This is a genomic window from Gemmatimonadota bacterium, from assembly GCA_039715185.1.
Lineage (GTDB): Bacteria > Gemmatimonadota > Gemmatimonadetes > Longimicrobiales > RSA9 > DATHRK01.
The window spans coordinates 25140-44329 of record JBDLIA010000011.1; the positions used below are offsets into that span (position 1 = coordinate 25140).

Here is a 19190-nt window from a genome sequence, read left to right on the forward strand (position 1 = left end):
GATCAGTCGCCCGTGCCTGGAAGCGGAGGCCGCTCTCCCGCAAGAACCGCGGCGAGCGCTTCGTCGTCGATGTTGCCGCCGCTGACGATGACGACGACGGGATCGGCGGTCCGGACGGCGCCGGTAGCGAGCGCCGCGAGCGCGACCGCCCCAGACCCCTCGGCCCTGATTCCCAGCGCGTGCAGCCTGCGCATGGCCTCGGCCGTCGCCGCTTCGGGCACCAGCTCCACGCGCGCCTCGCGAGTCAGCAAGCGATCCAGGGCTCGCCGGGTCGTGCGTCCGGCCAGCCCGTCCAGCAGCGTCGGCACGACGGGGGTTTCCACCAGATCGCCGGCCCGCAGGGCGTCGTGCATCGCCCGCGTGCGGTCGCCCTGCGCGCCCACCACGTCGACCCCCCTGCCGTCGCACGCGGTGAGCAGCCCGGCGAGAAGGCCCCCCCCGCCCACCGGGGCGACGATGGCCCGGACCCCGGGGAGCTGCTCCAGGATCTCCAGGCCCAGCGTACCCTGTCCTGCCACCACGCGCGCGTCGTCGAAGGCGTGGATCAGGTCGGCGGCCGGCTCCGACGCGGCCCACCGCGTCGCCGCGTCCTCGGCGTCGTCGTAGCCGCCGTCTATCAGCCGTACCTCACCGCCCGCCTCGCGCACCCCCGCGATCTTGGCGGCGGGGGCGTCGGAGGGCACGAACAGCACGGCCTCGCGGCCGACCAGGCGCGCGGCGTGGGCGAGCGCGAAGGCGTGATTCCCAGCCGAGGCGGCGACCACCGGACCCGGCCCGCCGGCCTCCGGCAGCAGCGCGTTCAGCGCCCCGCGGATCTTGAAGGATCCGGTGGGCTGGCGGTTTTCCAGCTTGAGGTAGACGTCGGCGTCGAGCGACTCCGAGAGCGCCGGAAAGCGCCGTAGCGGGGTCGCCGCCAGGTGCGGCGCGAGCCGCCCGGCGGCTTCCCGAACCTGGCCCGCCGTGGGCCGGGCGGGATCACCAGCGCCCGGCCTCACCGCCCCGGCCGAGTCGCCTCCTGCAGGGAGCGCGTGTCGGCGGCCAGGTCGGGCATGGGCTGCTGCCGCCTCAGGCGGGCGCGGATCACGTGCGTCTCGCTCGCCTCCACGACCTCGATTTCGATGCCCTCCCGGACCAGGCGTTCGCCCACCGAGGGAACGTGTCCCAGCTCCTCCAGCACGTAGCCGTTGAGCGACCTGTGCTCGAGCAGCGGGAACCGCGCGTTGAAACGATGGTTCAACTCGCGCAGGTCCACGTCTCCGTCGGCCACTATCTCGGAGCGCGAAAGACGCAGGATCGGCTCCTCGGCAATGTCCGTCTCGTCCACTATCTCGCCGACCAGCTCCTCGAGGATGTCTTCGAGGGTGACGATCCCGTCCGTGCCTCCGTACTCGTCCATGACCACGGCCAGGTGGATGCGGCGGGCCTGGAACTCGCCCAGGAGACCCGTGAGTCGAATCGACCCCGGCACCACCAGCGGCTCGCGCGCCAGGTCCGACAGCGCCACATCCTTGCGGTCGCGGAGTAGGGCCTGATAGGCGTCGCGCACGTAGAGGACCCCGGTGACCTCGTCTATGCTCTCGCCGTAGACGGGGATGCGGGAAAAAGGCACGAGCGCCAACTCCGACGCGATGTCGCCGAGCGTCATGGATTCGCGCCACGCGAAAACGTCCACGCGCGGCGTCATCACCTCGTGCGCCTGCGTTTCGTCGAGCCGGAACGCACGCTCCAGGAGCAGCCGCTCGGTGTCGTCGATGACGCCCTCGTCGCTGCCCAGGGATGCCAACTGCCGGATCTCGTCTTCCGGTTCGACCTCCATGAGACCCGACGACGTCTCGGGCAGCCCCTCCACGAAGGCGCGAAACGGCGCCAGCGCCGGCCTGGCCACGCGCGCCGCCCGGTCCAGCCAGGGCGCGGCGGCCAGTGCCACGCGCACGTTCCTGCCGGCGGCGTAGCGCGCCGGCCACAGGCTGCCCAGGGTCAGGATCGCGAGCGCCGCCACCACGAAACCGGCGGCGGCGCCGAGCGGCCCGGCACCGGCGTAGCCGGCGACACCCAGACACGCCGCCGTCGCCGCGTCCGCCGACGCGGTGCCGAACCGCAGCAGTACGAGCGGGTAGACCGGCCGCTCGCGCAGGCCGATCAACCGCTCGTGGTCATGGAAACCCTCCTCTTCGAGGGTCCGTAGGCGCGCCGGGCCGAGCGAAAAGATGGCGGTCTCGACGAGCGTGAGTAGCGCGGACACGACGACGCCCGCGGCCGCGACTACGATCAGCGCGGCCAGCGCGGCGGGGTTCACGATTGGCGGAGGGCGCGCGCGCGCGGGGGATCCGTTCGGCGCGCTGGACCCGGTCTAGGAGGGTCGCTGCTTAGTTCTACGTCCATGAACGACTTCGTTCGATCAGTTCGTCGACGATGCTCTCGGCGTCGCGACCTTCCGCTTCCGCCTCGAAGTTCGGTACTACTCTGTGCCGAAGGACCGACGGCGCCACGGCGCGGACATCCTCCAGGTTCGGCACCCCGCGTCCGTCCATGGCCGCGCGGGCCTTGGCCCCCAACACAAGATACTGGGATGCGCGCGGTCCCGCCCCCCAGGATACCAGGCTCCGCGTCAGTTCGGGAGTGTCGGCCTCTTCCGGGCGGGTGGATCGGACCAGGCGCACCGCGTACTGCACCAGCGACGGAGGCGCGGGGACGCGCCGCACGAGGCCCTGGAGATCGCACAGCTCGGCGCCCGTCATAACGGGATGAATCGGCTCGGCCGGCGCGCCGGTGGTCTCCATGGCGATGCGTTCCTCTTCCTCGCGCGTGGGATAGCCGATACGCAACTCGAACATGAACCTGTCCAGTTGGGCCTCGGGCAGCGGGTAGGTGCCCTCCTGCTCGATGGGGTTCTGCGTCGCCAGCACGAAGAACGGTGGGGACAGCCGAAACGTCTCGTTGCCGGCGGTGACCGATCGCTCCTGCATGGCCTGCAGAAGCGCCGCCTGCGTCTTCGGTGGTGCCCGGTTGATCTCGTCCGCCAGCACGATGTTGCCGAAGATCGGTCCCTGCATGAAGCGAAACACCCGCTTGCCGGTGGAGCGGTCCTCCTCCAGCACTTCCGTGCCCGTGATATCGGCGGGCATCAGGTCGGGGGTGAACTGGATGCGGCTGAACTTCAGGTCGAGCGCCTGCGCCAGGGTCGACACCAGCAACGTCTTCGCCAGCCCCGGCACCCCGACGAGCAGCGCGTGCCCATCGGCCAGGATGGCGGTCAGGAGCCCTTCCACGATGTCCGCCTGACCGACGACTCGCCGCCCGATCTCGTGCTCCAGGGAGCGCCGAGACTCGCCCAGCTTGCCGAGCAGGTCGACGTCCTTGTCGTCTTCTATGCGGGGTGCTGCGCTGGCTTCCATGGGCAACCTTGGGCGGCAACGGGGGGGACGCGCGAAGGCGTCGTACCCGCCTCCCGTCTGCGAGTCTCGTAGTGTCCGCGTTGAACGCTCGGGCGGCGTCGGTCTACTCGGCTCCGGCACGGAGACCACCGCCCCCCACACCCCGAATAGTGCGCCTACGGTCCCTGGGGTCCCTCTCCGTCCAGCGGCACCCGCACGTCTACTTCCTGCCGGATGTCCCTATTGCTGGCCGTAACCCAACCCGCCACTCGGTAGTTTCCAGCGGCAGGTTCGGGCCAGCTCGTTTCATAGCTCAGGGTCGCTCCCGGAGCCAGCGTCTCGGAACCGAGAGCCTGGATGAAGGAGCGGCCCTCCGACCAGCGCCACACTTCCTCGCCCTCGACATCGGAAACTGAGACATCGAAACGCTGCCCGGAGTTGAAATCGAGTCGCACGGCCTCGCCGCCGGCATTCGTGATGCTGAGGACGACGGCCACGTCGCGCTCGGCTACGCGCGCGATCAGTGACGTCGCGAGGTCGGCGGGTGCCTCGGCCGCCGCCGCGCCATCATCGGTCGCCGGCGAACCGTTCTGCGTGCCGCCGTCGGTGCCACCCGCGCACGAAAGCGTCAGCGCGCCCACGCCCGCGATGAAAAAACGATGCATTCGTCGACCACCGTTGGAGCCATTGACAAGTGCAAGAAGGTGCTCGATGTGAGGCCCGCCCGTCAAGCCGCGGAGGCCGACCGCCGTTTCCATTGCCAATCATTGAAGTCAGTACACAGCAATGAGTTAGCTGGTGCGCGCCGGGCCCCGTGAAAGGGCCGTCCAGAGGGTCCTCCGGACGCTTGCGAAAAATTTCACAAGCGGGTAGCTTAGGGCGCTGCAAACGAGCCGGTCACCGTTCGGGGAGTCGACTCGGCATGACGAGTCCGGATCCGCAGGGAAGGCGCGGGGTGTCTGGCGCCGAGGCGCTTGGATTCGCCATGACGATCGCCGCGAGCACGACGCTCTTCTTCTTCGGAGGAGGGGCGTTGGATCGCTGGGCCGGAACGGAGCCGCTTTTTAGTGTCCTGGGCGCGCTCCTTGGAGCAGGCGCGGGGATCTATTATATGATCCGTCGACTGATGCCGGGCGAGGGGCCAGGGGACGGCGCCGGGTGAGGCGCTGGCTGCATTACGCGGCCGCGAGCGCTGTCATCGTCGCGGCGGGCGTGGGCTTGGGGAGCGCGTTGGCGCGTGAGCACTGGGAAGCGTTCCTGCTGGCCGGGGCGCTAGCGCTCGCGGTGCAGTTGGCCGCGTTCGGAGCGCTGGTGTGGGCCGCCGGTCGGCCGACGGAGTTTCTGGCGGCGTGGGCGGGCGGCATGGTGCTGCGGCTCGGGGTGGTGATAGGGCTGGGCGTCTGGCTGACGAGGGGTGGACCGTTTGCGCCCCTCCCGACCCTACTGGCGGCCATAGCGCTGCTGTTCGCGCTGGCCTTGCTGGAACCGTGGGCGCTGCGTCGAAAAAACGAACCGACGGGAAGAGTCACCTAGTGTACCGTAACGGAAGTTGGGTGTGCACCGAAGCGCGCGCAGCGCCCGCGAAGCAAGGCGCCGCGACGAAGCGTAGCCGTAGCTACGGTAAGAAGCGGCAACGATGCGCTCGCGGGATGCAGCGTGCGCTGAATGCCATCGAAACTTCGGTTACGGTACACTAGATGCGATCGTTCTTGCCGCTGCTCAAATCCGCCCAGGAGGGCGAGTTCGACATCGGGGAGATGATTCTCCATCACCTGGCCGACTCGCACGAGCTCGAGATCGGCTCCTGGGTGATCCCGCTGCCGCGGTTCGACCCCGTCCACATCGGCCCGCTAACGCTGGACTTCTCCATCACCAAGCACGTGGTCTTCCTGATCCTGGCGGCCGCGCTTGTCATGCTCATGCTGATCCCGGCCGCCCGGCACGCCCAGCGCGCGCGCGCCGCCGGGTCGGAGCGCGGACCGAAGGGCGCGGCGAACGTGGTCGAGGCGTTCGTCCTCTTCGTCCGCGACGAGATAGCCATGAAGGGGGTCGGCCCGGGCGGTGAGCGCTACGCGCCGTACGTGGTCGGCGTCTTCTTCTTCATCCTGATGGGCAATCTGCTGGGCCTCGTGCCCTGGGGGGCTAGCCCCACGGGAAACATTTCCGTCACGGCCGCGCTGGCCGCGCTGACGTTCATCGTCGTCGAAGTCGGCGGTATGCGCGAGCTGGGTCCGGTGGGCTACTCCAAAACGATCTTCTTTGCGCCCTCCGGCCTGCCGCTGATCGGCACGGCGATCCTGATGATGGTCATGGCCCCCGTGGAGGCTCTGGGCAAGCTGACCAAGCCCTTCGCTCTCGCGATCCGGCTTTACGCGAACATGACCGCCGGCCACGCGGTAGTCCTCGCGTTCACGGGGATGGCGGTGACGGCGGGCCTCGCGCTGAACCTGATCTGGGTCGCGCCGATCTCGATGGCGGTCGGCATCATGCTCTTGGAGATCCTGGTCGCGTTCCTCCAGGCCTACATCTTCGCGATGCTCAGCGCCGTGTTCATAGGGCTGATTCGGCATCCCCACTAGCGGGGGAGGCCGGGCGAGCGGGGGCGCCCTCGTGGCCTCCGCCTTCGGGTGCCAGCGTCCCGGCGCGCCCGTCGAACGAGTACCCGGCCGCGTGGCCGGGGAGAGCCGTGGGCCGCGTGCGGCCGGTAGCGGCGACGCCTACGTGGGAGCAAGCGGGCGCTCCCGTCGAGGCGAGGGACGGCGAAAATGGGGCCCGCTCACAAATACGGAGGAGCAATGCTCTCCATTCTTGGAGTGATTCAGGACGCCGCTGCGGTCGACGGGGGCCAGGGCCTGGCGATGCTGGGTCGGGCCGTGGGCGCTGGTGTCGCCGTCATCGGGGCGGGACTCGGAATCGGCCGCATCGGCGGCAGCATGGCCGAGGCCATGGCGCGGCAGCCGGAGATGGCCGGTCAGATCCAGACGGCCGCGCTGATCCTGGCGGTGTTGATCGAAGGTGCGGCGATGTTCGCGCTCGTGATCGCGCTGCTGATCCCGATTTCCTGAGGACCGATACGACATCTCCCGGTGGTCCGGCCGGCGGGCCTGAGCGCCGCTGGCCGGATCGGCGGGAGTGACCCTGAGAGACGATGAACGCCATTTTCTTGCTGCTGCAGGAAGCGCATGACGCCGTGGAGGGAGCCGCGGAGCAAACGCCGAACATCTTCAACCTGGAGATCGGCGTGTCCTTCTGGACGTGGGTGATCTTCCTCGGTCTGTTGTTCGTCCTCTCCAAGTGGGCGTTCCCGCCCATCCTGGGCTACGCCGCGGCGCGCGAGGAGCGCATCCAGAACAGCCTGGACGACGCGAAGCAGGCGCGCGATGACGCGGCGGCCCTGCTCGAGCGGCAGCGCGCGGAGTTGGCCGAGGCGAAGGACGAGGCGCAGCGCATCATCGCCGAGGGCAAGCAGGACGCCGAAAAGCTCAGGGCCGAGCTGCTGGAGCGCGCGCGCGCCGAGCAGCAGGAGTTGGTAGACGGCGCCCGCGCCGACATCCAGCGTGAGCGCGAACGGGCGGTGGAAAGCGTGCGCCGCGAGGCCGTCGATCTGGCTCTTGCCGCCGCGTCCAAGCTCGTGTCGGAGCGCATGGATGCGGACAACGACCGAAGGCTGGTCGAGGAGTTCCTGGCCGAGGCCGGTGCCGGCCTCGAGCGCGCGTAGCACGCCGTGGAAGGCACGATCGTCGCGCGCAGCTACGCCTCCGCGCTCCACGACATCGGCGAGCGCAACGGCGTCGCGGATCGCTTCGGCGAGGAGCTGCAGCGACTCGCCGAGCTGATCCGGCAGGAGCCGCGCGTGCGTCAGTTCATCGAGGCGCCCACGGTGGAGGTCGCGGATAAGAAGTCCGTGCTGCGGTCCGCGCTCGGCGCCGAGTTCCACCCGCTGCTCGTGAACTTCGTGCTCGTGGTGGTGAACAAGCGCCGGCAGCGCCTGCTGGGCGAGATCGCGCGCGAGTATCAGACCATTCGCGACGACACGAAGGGGCACCTGCGAGCCGAGATCACGCTCGCGCGTGAGCCGGACGAGCGGCTGGAGGAGGAAATCTCCAGCACCCTGTCGCGCAGGCTGGGACGCTTGCTGATCCCGCACTTCCGGGTGGACCCGAAGATCCTGGGCGGCATCCGGGTGCGATACGAGGACCGCGTGATAGACGGGACCCTGCGGCGGCGCCTGATTGCCATGCGGCGGGCGATGCTGTCGGCGGAATTGATGCGATAATCGCTTCCCGCTGAGGAAGCGCCGGAACGACCGAGACGGAGCCAGACGATGGCGAGCACCGAAGCCCAGCTTCGCGCCGGAGAAATCAAGGAAGTCCTGTTGCGCGAGATCGAGCGCTACGAGGACGACATTCAGGTCGACGAGGTCGGCGAGGTCCTGGAGGTCAAGGACGGCGTCGCCCGTATATACGGGCTCTCGAAGGCCATGGCGAGCGAAATCCTGGAGATCACGTCGTCCGAGTCGGGCGAGGTGATCAGCGCGCTCGCGCTGAACCTCGAAGAGGACAACATCGGCGCCGTGATCATGGGCGACTGGACGGCCCTGCAGGAAGGGGACGCCGCGCGTCGCACGGGGCGGGTGTTCGACATCCCGGTTGGCGACGGCTACCTGGGCAGGGTCGTGAACCCGCTCGGCGAGGCGCTCGACGGCAAGGGTCCCATCGACCCCGTGGCCGGCAGCCGGCAGATCGACGTGGTGGCTCCGGGAATCGTGAAGCGCCAGCCGGTCGCCGAGCCGCTCCAGACCGGCCTCAAGGCGATCGACTCCATGATCCCCATCGGTCGCGGTCAGCGCGAGCTGATCATCGGCGACCGCGGCACCGGGAAGTCGGCGATCGCGCTGGACGCGATCATCAACCAGCGCGACACGGGCGTCGTGTGCGTCTACTGCGCCATCGGCCAGCGCGCGGGGAAGGTCGCGAGCGTGGTGGAGACGCTGAGGGAACGCGGCGCGATGGACTACACCATCGTGGTCGCGGCCAACGCGAGCGATCCGGCACCTCTGCAGTACATCGCCCCGTACGCTGCCTGCGCCCTCGCCGAGCACTTCATGTGGCAGGGCAAGCACACGCTGGTCATCTACGACGATCTGACGAAGCAGGCGCAGGCGTACCGCCAGCTGTCGCTGGTGCTGCGCCGTCCGCCGGGGCGCGAGGCGTTCCCCGGCGATGTCTTCTATCTGCACTCGCGTCTGCTCGAGAGGGCGGCCAAGCTGGCCGACGAGCAGGGCGGCGGGTCGCTGACCGCGCTGCCGATCGTGGAGACGCAGGCCGGCGACGTGTCGGCCTACATCCCCACCAACGTGATCTCCATCACCGACGGCCAGATCTTCCTCGAGTCAGACCTGTTCTACTCGAACGTGCGACCCGCGGTGAACGTCGGCCTGAGCGTTTCGAGGGTCGGGGGCGCGGCCCAGGTGAAGGCCATGAAGCAGGTCGCCGGTCGCCTGCGGCTGGACCTCGCGCAGTACCGCGCGCTGGAGGCCTTCGCGCAGTTCGGGTCCGAGCTGGATGCCACCACGCAGCGTCAGCTCGAGCGCGGCAAGCGGATCGTCGAGGTGCTCAAGCAGCCGCAGTACGCGCCGATGGCCGTGGAGGATCAGATCATGGTCATCTACGCGGTGACCAACGGGCACCTGGACAAGGTGGACGTGGACAAGGTGCGCGCGTGGGAGCGCGGCTTCCTGGAGTTCGTCCGAACCCAGCGCGGTGAACTCGCCGAGCGGGTGCGCGAGGAGAAGAAACTCGGCGACGAGCTGGAGGAGGACCTGAAGGCGGCCATCACCACCTTCCACGACCGCTTCGAGTCGGGCGGGGAAGCCGAGGCGGCCTGAGCGATGCGAACCACGGAGAACGGTCGCTAGTGTACCGGAACAGAAGTGTCGGTGGCGTTCAGCGCGCGCTGCATCCCGCGAGCGCATCGTTGCCGCTCCTCACCGTAGCTATGGCTACGCTTCGTCGCGGCGCCTTGCTTCGCCGGTGCTGCGCGCGCTTCGGCGCACACCCAACTTCCGTTACGGTACACTAGATGGCCAAGGGCCAGGAACTCAAACGGCGCATCCGGTCGGTCGGCAAGACCCGCCAGATCACGCGCACGATGGAGCTGGTCGCCACATCCAAGCTGAAGCGGGCGAGCGACCGGGTCAAAGCGGCCAAGCCCTACGCGGAAGGCCTGCGGGGCGTCATCGGGCGGCTCCTGGACCCGGAGCTGCGCGAGCGCTACCCGCTCCTGCGCGAGCCCGATTCGGTCCGCCGCGCGGCGGTCGTGTTGCTCACCTCCAACCGCGGTCTCGCGGGGGCGTTCAACGTCAACCTGATCCGGGAGGCGCGTGAGCTGGTGGAGCGTCTGCGCGGAGACGGGGTCGAGGTCGACCTGCACGTGGTGGGCAAGAAGGGCATCAGCTTCTTCCGCTTCCGCGGCTGGGAGATGGCCTCCCAGCGGACGGACATCAGCGACAGGCCCTCCCTGGAGGACGCGGCCGGCCTGGTGGACGACCTGATGGGGGCATACGAGGGCGGCGAGCTGGACGCGGTGTGGGTCATCTACGCGCAGTTCCGTTCCGCGATGTCCACGCCGCCGTTCGCCAAGCGCATCCTGCCCGTCCAGACCGAAGCAGCGTCGGAGACCGCGGAAGAACGCGGCCGCTGGGTGGCGAACTTCAGCCTGTCGCCGTCGGCGGACCGGATCCTGAACGAGGTGCTGCCGCTCTACGTGCGCAGCTCGGTGTACGGCGCGCTGGTGGAGACGGCCGCCGCCGAGCAGGGCGCGCGCCGCACCGCCATGAAGAGCGCCACCGACAACGCCGGCGACATTCTGGAGGCGCTGCAGCGCAAGTACAACCGGGAGCGGCAGGCGCAGATTACGCAGGAGCTGGCCGAAATCGTGGGCGGCTCGGCAGCGCTGGAATAGAAGCGCAGTGCCCGCGCGTGGGCGAAGCGCGCCGGCCAACGGGTGGTGTTTTTTGCGGTGGGGCAACGGGCCCGGCCGCGTGACACAGGGATAAAGAGATGGCCGACAAGACCGGGAGGGTCGTGCAGGTGATCGGGCCCGTCCTCGACGTCGAGTTCGACACCGAGGAGCTGCCCGACATCTACAACGCGTTGGAGTTGAAGCAGGCGGGCGGAGACGGCGAGCCCGGCATCGACCTCGTCGCCGAGGTGCAGCAGCACATCGGCCGGCGCCAGGTTCGCGCGGTGTCGATGTCGTCCACGGACGGCGTCGTCCGGGGCATGGATGTGCACGACACGGGACGCGCCATCGCGGTTCCGGTCGGCGAGTCGGCGCTGGGCCGGATCCTGAACGTCCTGGGCGAGCCGGTCGACGAGCAGGGCGACATCGACCCCTCGGTCGACAGATGGCCGATCCACCGCGCTGCGCCGAAGTTCACCCAGCTCGAGCCCAAGACGGAAATCTTCGAAACCGGCATCAAGGTCATCGACCTGATCGCCCCCTACGTGAAGGGCGGCAAGACCGGTCTGTTCGGCGGCGCCGGCGTGGGCAAGACCGTCGTGATCATGGAGCTGATCAACAACATCGCCCAGGAGCACGGCGGACGATCGGTGTTCTGTGGGGTCGGGGAGCGCACGCGTGAAGGCAACGACCTCTGGCTCGAGATGAAGGAGTCGGGCGTGCTCGATTCGACGGCCCTCGTGTACGGGCAGATGAACGAGCCTCCGGGCGCACGCCTGAGGGTCGGTCTGTCCGGGCTCACGATCGCCGAGTACTTCCGCGACGTCGAGAAGCAGGACGTGCTCCTGTTCATCGACAACATCTTCCGCTTCACGCAGGCCGGCTCGGAGGTGTCCGCGCTGTTGGGCCGCATGCCGTCCGCGGTGGGCTACCAGCCCACGCTCGGCACCGAGATGGGCGAGCTGCAGGAGCGCATCACCTCTACCCGCGATGGCTCGATCACCTCGGTGCAGGCGATCTACGTGCCCGCCGACGACCTGACGGACCCCGCGCCCGCGGCCGCGTTCGCCCACCTGGATGCCACGACGGTGCTTTCGCGCGGGATCTCCGAGTTGGGCATCTACCCAGCGGTGGACCCCCTCGACTCCACCTCGCGCATCATGGACGCGCAGTTCATCGGCGAGCGCCACTACGCCGTGGCCACCGAGGTTCAGCGGATCCTGCAGCGCTACAAGGAACTCCAGGACATCATCGCCATCCTCGGCATGGACGAGTTGTCGGAGGAAGACAAGGTCGTCGTGAACCGCGCGCGCCGGATCCAGCAGTTCCTGAGCCAGCCTTTCAACGTGGCCAAGGAGTTCACCGGACGCCCCGGCAAGTACGTGAAGCTGGAGGATACGATCGAGTCGTTCGAGCGCGTCGTCGCGGGCGAGTTCGATCACCTGCCGGAGCAGGCGTTCTACATGCAGGGCGGCATCGAGGACGTGATCGAGGAGGCCAAGCGCCTGGAGCAGGAGGGCGCCTGATGGCCCTGCGCGTGTCGGTGATAACACCTCAGAGCACGGCGTTCGAAGGCGAGGCGACGCAGGTCGTCGCGCCCGCCTGGGATGGCGAGATCGGGATCCTCGCCGGGCACGCGCCGCTCATGGCATTGCTCGGCGAGGGGCAGCTCAGGATCGACTCGGCCGAGGAGACGCATACGCTGACGATCGCGCGCGGCTTCCTGCAGGTGGCCGACGACGTGGTTTCGATCCTGACGGAGGAAGCGAGCTCCGCGTGAGTGCGGCCGGCGGCCGCGGGTAGGAAGTCCGCGGGGCCGCACGGGATTTGCAGAGGGGAAGGCCATGGCGCCTTCCCCTTCGTCGTTCAGCAGCCGCGCGTGCGCGCGCACGGGCCCGTGCGCATAGACCTACACATCCACAGCACGGCCTCGGACGGTGCGTTGTCCCCGGAGGCCGTGGCGGCCGCCGCGTTCCAGGGCGACCTGAACGTCATAGCCCTCGCGGACCACGACACGGTGGCGGGCGTGCCGCCGCTCGTGGCATCGGCTCCGCCGGGTCTGCGCGTGGTCCCGGCCATCGAGATCTCCGCCAGCGGGACCGGCGGCGAGCGGCATATCCTGGGTTACGGGATCGACGTCGATAGCCCCGTCATGGAGCGGCACGCCGCCGAGGCCCGCGTGATGCGCGCCGACCGCATGCGGGAGATGATCGCCGCCCTGGGGCGGCTCGGCGTGGAGGTCGAGCCTGCCCGCGTAGAAGGCGAAGCCGCCGGCGCTCCCCTCGCCAGGCCCCACCTGGCGAGGGTGCTCGTGGCGCTCGGCTACGTGCAGTCCCACGGTGAGGCGTTCGCGCGGTATCTGGGCGATGACGCCCCGGCGTACGTGCCAGCGGACGCCGTGTCCGTCGCGGACGCCATCCAACGGATCGACGACGCGGGGGGTCTGAGCATATGGGCACACCCACCCCCGGCGGCGTCGCCCGAAGAACTGGACGGGTACGTGTCGGTCGGCCTGGACGGAATCGAAACGTATCGGCCTCGACAGACCCGAGAAGCCACCAGGCGTGTGGTCCGGTTGGCGCGCAGCAGAGGGCTGCTGACGTCGGGGGGCTCCGACTGGCACGGCCCGTGGGATGTCCCGCTCGGTACGTTCTCCGTGGACGCCGATGAGGTCGGGGAGTTGCTCGCACGACTGGCCGTCCCGCGGGCCGGAACAAGCCCCACATAGGCGGTTAGAAGCACGCGCCGCCACGCCACGGCTGGAGGAACACCCATATGTCGCTCATGCGCGGCAGTGGGCCGACTTGCGCGTCGGCCCAATCGCTGGAAAAACGACCACTGCATTCGCATAGACTCGCCCTGGTGGGCGTTGCGTGCGCCCTCGTGGGTGCGGCTCTCGCCGTGTCGGGCGCGGACGCAGTCGCCCAGGAGACGGACCCCGACTCGGCGCTCGCCTACTACCAGCACGGCAGATCGCTGCTGGACGACGGGGATCAGAAGATTCCATCGCCGCTGGGCATCCTCGATGCGGTAACCGTGTGGGAGGACTTCCTGGGCCTGTTCGGGCGCGACCACGTCTCGAAGGCAGAGAAGGCGTTTCGACGATCCCTGGAGTTCGACCCCGGTTTTCCACCCGCGGCGATAGCGCTCGCTGAACTCGCCGTAGCCTCGCGAGAGGACGACCTGCTGGGGGAGGCGGCCGGTGGTCTGGCGGCGGCCACGGAGCACGCGGACGCCGACGCCGACGTCTGGGTATGGCGTGCGCGAGTCGCGGCGCTGCGCGAGGACCCCGAGGCGGCTTCCTTCGCCCAGCGCGCCGCGGAGCTGGGCGCCGATCGGTCGCTCGCCTTCCTGGCCGAAGCCCGCTCCCACTTCGCGCTGAGCAGGGACAGCCTGGGAGCCATCGCGTACTACTCGGGACTGGAAGACGCGAGCTCGGAGGGCGCCGACCTCTACTACGCCGAACTGGGCCCCATCGTGCGACCCAGCGAACGCGCCAATTGGGGCGGCTCGGAGGCGGAGCGGGCGGAGTGGGTGAGGAATTTCTGGCGCAAGCGGGCTTCGGAGACGGGGGCGAACCCCGAAGAACGCGTCGCCGAGCACTATCGACGCATCGCCTTCGCCAGCGAAATGTACAGGCGGGCGGGCAAGCGTCGGATCCAGATGATAGGTAACGACGGGCTATCCGGCGACACGGTCCTGGTCGAAGGGCGGGATCTGGGGCTGGACGACCGTGGCACGGTCTACCTGCTGCACGGCGAGCCCGACGACGTGATCCGCACGTCCAGCTGCGCGAACCCCAACGAGAGTTGGCTCTATCGCAGGCCGAGGGGAAGGCTGGTCTTCCACTTCGCAGCGCTCGGGAGCGGGCAGCAGTTCTCCATGGTGAGTGGCCCCATCAGCGCATGTCTCGGGCGCGCGACCCAGGTGAACGCGGGCAACGTGGACCTCGTCATCGAGGCGCTCGAGGACAGGCGCGATTTCGACCCCCGGCTGGGCATCCAGGCCACACGTCTTCGGTCGACGAGCAACGAGCTCGCCAACGCGCAGAGCTCAGCCGATGTCCAGCGCGTCTCGCTCGCCCTGACCTCGGATCTGATACGCTTCGAGAGCGACGCCAGGCGCGACGCGCTCAAGGGGTTGGAGCGGGACAGCTATGCCACCGACCTGGGCGAACCGATCCCGTTCTTCTACGACACCTACGCGTTCAAGGGCCGGGGCGCTGATACGGATCTCGTCGTGGCCTTCGCGGTGCCAGGAGACCAGCTTCCGAGCGAGGAGCGAGCGGGCAGCTTCCTGTATCCGGTGCAGGTCGTGCTCGCGGTCGCGGACACGGTGCGGGAGGAATTCTTCCGCGCGGACACGGCGCGCACGTTCTCTTCCGGGGCAGCCCTGGGGGAGGGCGAGCACCTGCGGACCGCGTTGGAGATAGCGGTGCCGCCCGGGGAGTCCTATACGCATACGGTGACCCTTCGCACCACCGGACAGGGCAAGGTGGGCGGGGCTTACGGCGGGCCGATCGAGATCCCCGATTTCAGCGGTCCCGACCTGGCGATCAGTGACATCGTGTTGGGGCAGGCGGGCGATTCCTGGACGCGGGGCGAGGTGAGCCTGGGACTGGTTCCTCCGCGCCGCTATCCACAGGGCAGCACGGTCACGCTGTTCTACGAATTGTACGGGCTGGACGCTACGGGCGACCCGATCCGTACCTCCATCTCGGTAAGGCCGCTCGAGGGCGGAGTCGGAGGCTTTTTCAAGAGGCTCTTCGGGGGCGGCTCGGGCGAAATCAAGTTGGAGTTCGAAGACCTTGTGCGGCCCGATGAGAGTGGCGCCGTACAGGTGCTTCGGACCGTGGACGGACGCGGACTCGACCCCGGCGCCTACCGGCTCGCGGTGGAGATCGAATCCGACGGCGAGAAGGTCCGCAGAGAGCGAGAGTTCATCATTCTGGATCTGGACGAGGCGAGCGGCCCCTGACCCTGTTTCGGGGGTCGGGACGCAGCGGCGCTCCCGACCCCCGATAGCTCGGTTCGCACCGTTGACCAACGCTTCCGGGACCGTTATCCTACCCTGCTCCGCTAGAGATCCGAGAGGGTTTTGTGCGGCGGCAAAGCTGATTGACAATAGGGGTGAGTGGAGTAGGGGAAGAGGTATGAGGTAAGCGGTTAGGCGAAACGGTGTGAGGGTCTGCACGGTTGAGTCTCGGCGCGAGCGTACGTTGGGTCTAATCGTGCGCGAGTTGCCGGGCGAGACGGAGGCAGGCCAAGCGAGGTAAGAGCACACGGGGGATGCCTAGGCGCGGACAGGCGATGAAGGACGTGGCAAGCTGCGAAAAGCTGTGGGGAGCCGCACGCAGGCGTTGAACCACAGATGTCCGAATGGGGAAACCCGGCGGGGGTTATACCTCGTCACCCTCTTAGGAGGGAGCCAACCCGGGGAACTGAAACATCTAAGTACCCGGAGGAAGAGAAATCAACAGAGATTCCCTGAGTAGCGGCGAGCGAAAGGGGAAGAGCCCAAACCGGGTCTTACGGGATCCGGGGTTGAGGGACCTTGTTGGGGCGTAGCCCGCTGTAGGAGACGCGTGAGTCGAAGCGGCCTGGAAAGGCCCGCCGAAGGAGGTGAGAGCCCTGTAGGCGAAGCGCGAAACCGCAGTGAACAAGGCACCCGAGTAGGTCGGGATCCGGGAAGTCCTGACTGAATCTGGGGGGACCACCCTCCAAGGCTAAATACTAGTCCGCGACCGATAGTGCACAAGTACCGTGAGGGAAAGGTGAAAAGAACGCCGGGAGGCGAGTGAAATAGAACCTGAAACCGTGTGCTTACAAGCGGTAGGAGCGTGCGTGGCTGCTTCGGCGGTCACGTGTGTGACTGCGTGCCTTTTGCATTATGATCCGGCGAGTTACTCCTTGCGGGCAAGGCTAAGGGCTTACGGTCCGGAGCCGTAGCGAAAGCGAGTCTGAATAGGGCGACATAGTCCGTAGGGGTAGACCCGAAACCGCAGCGATCTATCCATGGCCAGGCTGAAGCTGGGGTAAAGCCCAGTGGAGGGCCGAACCGTTGTAGGTTGAAAACTGCTCGGATGAGTTGTGGATAGGGGTGAAAGGCCAATCAAGCGCGGAGATAGCTGGTTCTCCCCGAAACGTATTGAGGTACGGCCTCGGGTGTGGTCTGAGGGAGGTAGAGCACTGCATGGGTGAGGGCCCCTTGGGGGGTACCGAGTCCAAGCAAACTCCGAATGCCCTTTAGACGTTCGCCCGGGAGACAGGGGCTGTGCGATAATGTTCAGTCGCGAGAGGGTAAGAACCCAGACCGTCGGCTAAGGTCCCGGAGTACGAGCTGAGTGGGAAAGGATGTGGGATTGCTCAGACAGCTGGGAGGTTGGCTTAGAAGCAGCCATTCCTTTAAAGAGTGCGTAATAGCTCACCAGTCGAGTGGTCCTGCGCCGAAAATGGTCGGGACTTTTAAGCTCGTCACCGAAGCCACGGATGGAAACTACGTTTTCATGGTAGGGGAGCGTTCCCAGGGCATAGAAGCCGTTCTGTGAGGAGCGGTGGAGCGCTGGGAAGTGAAGATGCCGGAATGAGTACGCGAGAAACGGGGTGAGAATCCCCGTCACCGAAAGCCTAAGGGTTCCGGAGGCAGGTTCGTCCGCTCCGGGTTAGCCGGCCCCTAAGCCGAGGCCGAAAGGCGTAGGCGATGGGAAACGGGTCAAGATTCCCGTGCCGGGACGTGTGTGTTTGACACTGAGGGGGGACGCGGAAGCGAGGAGACCGTCGGGCGATGGAAGTCCCGATGCAACGGTGTAGCGTGGCAGGGTAGGCAAATCCGCCCTGCTATACGTGAGGCCGGACGCCAAGAGGATGCCTTCGGGCTGAACCAAGGGTTTCTGTAGCATGCCGCCAAGAAAAGCCTCGCAGTGGAATGCGCGGCCCGACCGTACCGCAAACCGACACAGGTAGGCGAGGCGAGAAGCCTCAGGTGCGCGAGTGATCCATGGAGAAGGAACTCGGCAAAATGACCCCGTAACTTCGGGAGAAGGGGTGCCTCCGTTAGGTGATTGTTCCAAGCGGACGAGAGCCGAAGGAGGCCGCAGAGAATCGGCCCAAGCGACTGTTTAGTAAAAACACAGGTGCCTGCGAAGTCGGTCAAGACGCCGTATAGGCACTGACGCCTGCCCGGTGCCGGAAGGTTAAGGGGAGGGGTTAGCTCCTTCGGGAGCGAAGCTCTGAACCGAAGCCCCGGTAAACGGCGGCCGTAACTATAACGGTCCTAAGGTAGCGAAATTCCTTGTCGGGTAAGTTCCGACCTGCACGAATGGCGTAACGACTTGGGCGCTGTCTCCTCCATGGGCTCGGCGAAATTGGAGTATCGGTGAGGATACCGATTCCCCGCGACAGGACAAAAAGACCCCGTGCACCTTTACTGCAACCTGCCGTTGGATTTCGGCGTTACGTGCGTAGGATAGGTGGGAGGCTGTGAACCGTGCCCTCTGGGGTGCGGGGAGCCATTGGTGAAATACCACCCTCGTTGCGTAGGAATTCTAACCGAGGGGAGTGAATCCTCCCCCGGGACCCCGGCAGGTGGGCAGTTTGACTGGGGCGGTCGCCTCCGAAAGAGTAACGGAGGCGCGCGAAGGTTCCCTCAGCGCGGTCGGCAATCGCGCGTAGAGTGCAAAGGCAGAAGGGAGCCTGACTGCGAGACGGACACGTCGAGCAGGAGCGAAAGCTGGTCTTAGTGATCCGGTGGTTCCGAGTGGAAGGGCCATCGCTCAACGGATAAAAGGTACGCCGGGGATAACAGGCTTATCGCCCCCGAGAGTTCATATCGACGGGGCGGTTTGGCACCTCGATGTCGGCTCATCGCATCCCGGGGCCGGAGAAGGTCCCAAGGGTCGGGCTGTTCGCCCGTTAAAGCGGTACGCGAGCTGGGTTTAGAACGTCGTGAGACAGTTCGGTCTGTATCCGTCGCGGGCGCAGGAGTGTTGAGAGGAGCCGTCCCTAGTACGAGAGGACCGGGATGGACGGACCTCTGGTGTACCGGCTGTTCCGCCAGGGGCAGTGCCGGGTAGCCACGTTCGGACGGGAGAACCGCTGAAAGCATCTAAGCAGGAAACCCCCCTCGAGACTAGCACTCCCAGGGCGCAAGCCCTCTGAAGGGACGTTCGAGACTAGGACGTTGATAGGCGGCAGGTGTAAGGCGTGCGAGCGCCTCAGCCGAGCCGTACTAATCGCCCGAGAGGCTTGGCCGCCCCCCCGAATTTGGGGCGGACCACGCACCGCACGTAGCACAACAACGCCACACGGCCGCTTGCCGCGGCCCCCCTCCACTCACCCTTGTTTTTTCTTGCGCACGCGGCCCCATCGCGCGCGGACCTCTTGGCGAGTAAGCGGACAGTTCGCTCGTTCTTGTCAAGAATCCGCAGCGAAATGGCGCCGTGTAGAATCGTCGAGGTCAAGGCGCGCGAGTGGGCGACGAGTGAGGCGTAGTCAAAGCTACGCCGCAGCGAGCGCCCACGAGCAGCAACGCAGAGATCGGCGATTCGACCAAGCCATTTTTGTCGGCGGTTATTGCGCGGGGGTCACACCCGTTCCCATACCGAACACGGTCGTTAAGCCCCGCTGCGCGGATGGTACTGCCCGGGCCACCGGGTGGGAGAGTACGTCGTCGCCGGCGCCCTTTGGCGGGCCGCGTTTTTCGGGCCCGCTTCGAGCCCGCTCCCCTCTCCGGGGACGCGGGCTCGCTTCGTGTCCCCTCCTTTCTGGGCTCCCCTCTCGCTTGGCGCACCACCGGACACGATCTAGATTGGCGAAGCAGGTTCTTCCTGCCACCCCGCGGCGCCACGATCGAGAG

16 protein-coding genes and 2 rRNA genes are annotated in these 19190 nt (G+C 67.3%); 14 read left to right on the top strand and 4 right to left on the bottom strand.

What is annotated here, in order from left to right; all coding sequences use genetic code 11:
- Nucleotides 1–2: 2 nt before the first annotated feature.
- The 4 genes from ABFS34_03720 to ABFS34_03735 form a co-directional block, all read right to left on the bottom strand.
- Nucleotides 3–995 carry a pyridoxal-phosphate dependent enzyme gene (locus ABFS34_03720; protein ID MEN8374534.1) on the bottom strand — a complete coding sequence of 331 codons (993 nt, stop codon included), beginning with the start codon at nt 993–995 and terminating at the stop codon, nt 3–5.
- Entirely contained in the window at nt 992–2296 is a 1305-nt protein-coding gene (locus tag ABFS34_03725; GenBank protein ID MEN8374535.1) for a hemolysin family protein, read from the bottom strand. Before ABFS34_03725 ends, ABFS34_03720 begins: the two co-directional genes overlap by 4 nt.
- A gap of 76 nt (nt 2297–2372) precedes the next feature.
- Nucleotides 2373–3395 (bottom strand): MoxR family ATPase, encoded by a 1023-nt coding sequence (locus ABFS34_03730; GenBank protein MEN8374536.1) that lies wholly within the window; start codon nt 3393–3395, stop codon nt 2373–2375.
- Between the two features lie 155 nt (nt 3396–3550).
- On the bottom strand, nt 3551–4039 hold the full coding sequence (locus ABFS34_03735; GenBank protein ID MEN8374537.1) for a BsuPI-related putative proteinase inhibitor: 489 nt from the start codon (nt 4037–4039) through the stop codon (nt 3551–3553).
- Nucleotides 4040–4296: 257 nt separating this feature from the next.
- Between ABFS34_03735 and ABFS34_03740 the strand changes: the two genes are divergently transcribed.
- The 14 genes from ABFS34_03740 (at nt 4297) to rrf (ending at nt 19013) form a co-directional block, all read left to right on the top strand.
- Nucleotides 4297–4536 carry an AtpZ/AtpI family protein gene (locus ABFS34_03740; protein MEN8374538.1) on the top strand — a complete coding sequence of 80 codons (240 nt, stop codon included), beginning with the start codon at nt 4297–4299 and terminating at the stop codon, nt 4534–4536.
- On the top strand, nt 4533–4907 hold the full coding sequence (locus tag ABFS34_03745) for a hypothetical protein (protein ID MEN8374539.1): 375 nt from the start codon (nt 4533–4535) through the stop codon (nt 4905–4907). The genes ABFS34_03740 and ABFS34_03745 overlap by 4 nt, the downstream gene beginning before the upstream one ends.
- A 164-nt stretch (nt 4908–5071) precedes the next feature.
- Entirely contained in the window at nt 5072–5953 is an 882-nt protein-coding gene (gene atpB / locus ABFS34_03750; GenBank protein MEN8374540.1) for a F0F1 ATP synthase subunit A, read from the top strand.
- 216 nt (nt 5954–6169) lie between these two features.
- Complete coding sequence (atpE, locus tag ABFS34_03755) at nt 6170–6439, top strand: ATP synthase F0 subunit C (GenBank protein MEN8374541.1); 270 nt, start codon at nt 6170–6172, stop codon at nt 6437–6439.
- 83 nt (nt 6440–6522) lie between these two features.
- Complete coding sequence (atpF, locus tag ABFS34_03760; GenBank protein MEN8374542.1) at nt 6523–7092, top strand: F0F1 ATP synthase subunit B; 570 nt, start codon at nt 6523–6525, stop codon at nt 7090–7092.
- A gap of 6 nt (nt 7093–7098) precedes the next feature.
- Nucleotides 7099–7650, top strand: a complete 552-nt coding sequence (gene atpH / locus ABFS34_03765; protein ID MEN8374543.1) for an ATP synthase F1 subunit delta — start codon at nt 7099–7101, stop codon at nt 7648–7650.
- A 48-nt stretch (nt 7651–7698) separates the two neighbouring features.
- The gene (atpA, locus tag ABFS34_03770; GenBank protein MEN8374544.1) at nt 7699–9261 is read left to right on the top strand and encodes a F0F1 ATP synthase subunit alpha; all 1563 of its coding nucleotides are present in this window, start codon (nt 7699–7701) and stop codon (nt 9259–9261) included.
- Nucleotides 9262–9455: 194 nt separating this feature from the next.
- On the top strand, nt 9456–10337 hold the full coding sequence (atpG, locus tag ABFS34_03775; protein ID MEN8374545.1) for an ATP synthase F1 subunit gamma: 882 nt from the start codon (nt 9456–9458) through the stop codon (nt 10335–10337).
- 98 nt (nt 10338–10435) lie between these two features.
- Complete coding sequence (gene atpD / locus ABFS34_03780; GenBank protein MEN8374546.1) at nt 10436–11863, top strand: F0F1 ATP synthase subunit beta; 1428 nt, start codon at nt 10436–10438, stop codon at nt 11861–11863.
- Nucleotides 11863–12117 (top strand): ATP synthase F1 subunit epsilon, encoded by a 255-nt coding sequence (atpC, locus tag ABFS34_03785; protein ID MEN8374547.1) that lies wholly within the window; start codon nt 11863–11865, stop codon nt 12115–12117. Before atpD ends, atpC begins: the two co-directional genes overlap by 1 nt.
- Before the next feature lie 117 nt (nt 12118–12234).
- Entirely contained in the window at nt 12235–13065 is an 831-nt protein-coding gene (locus ABFS34_03790; protein MEN8374548.1) for a PHP domain-containing protein, read from the top strand.
- 155 nt (nt 13066–13220) lie between these two features.
- Nucleotides 13221–15314 (top strand): hypothetical protein, encoded by a 2094-nt coding sequence (locus ABFS34_03795; GenBank protein ID MEN8374549.1) that lies wholly within the window; start codon nt 13221–13223, stop codon nt 15312–15314.
- A gap of 283 nt (nt 15315–15597) precedes the next feature.
- Nucleotides 15598–18588, top strand: a 23S ribosomal RNA gene (locus ABFS34_03800).
- A gap of 308 nt (nt 18589–18896) precedes the next feature.
- A 5S ribosomal RNA gene (rrf, locus tag ABFS34_03805) occupies nt 18897–19013 on the top strand.
- Nucleotides 19014–19190 lie beyond the last annotated feature (177 nt).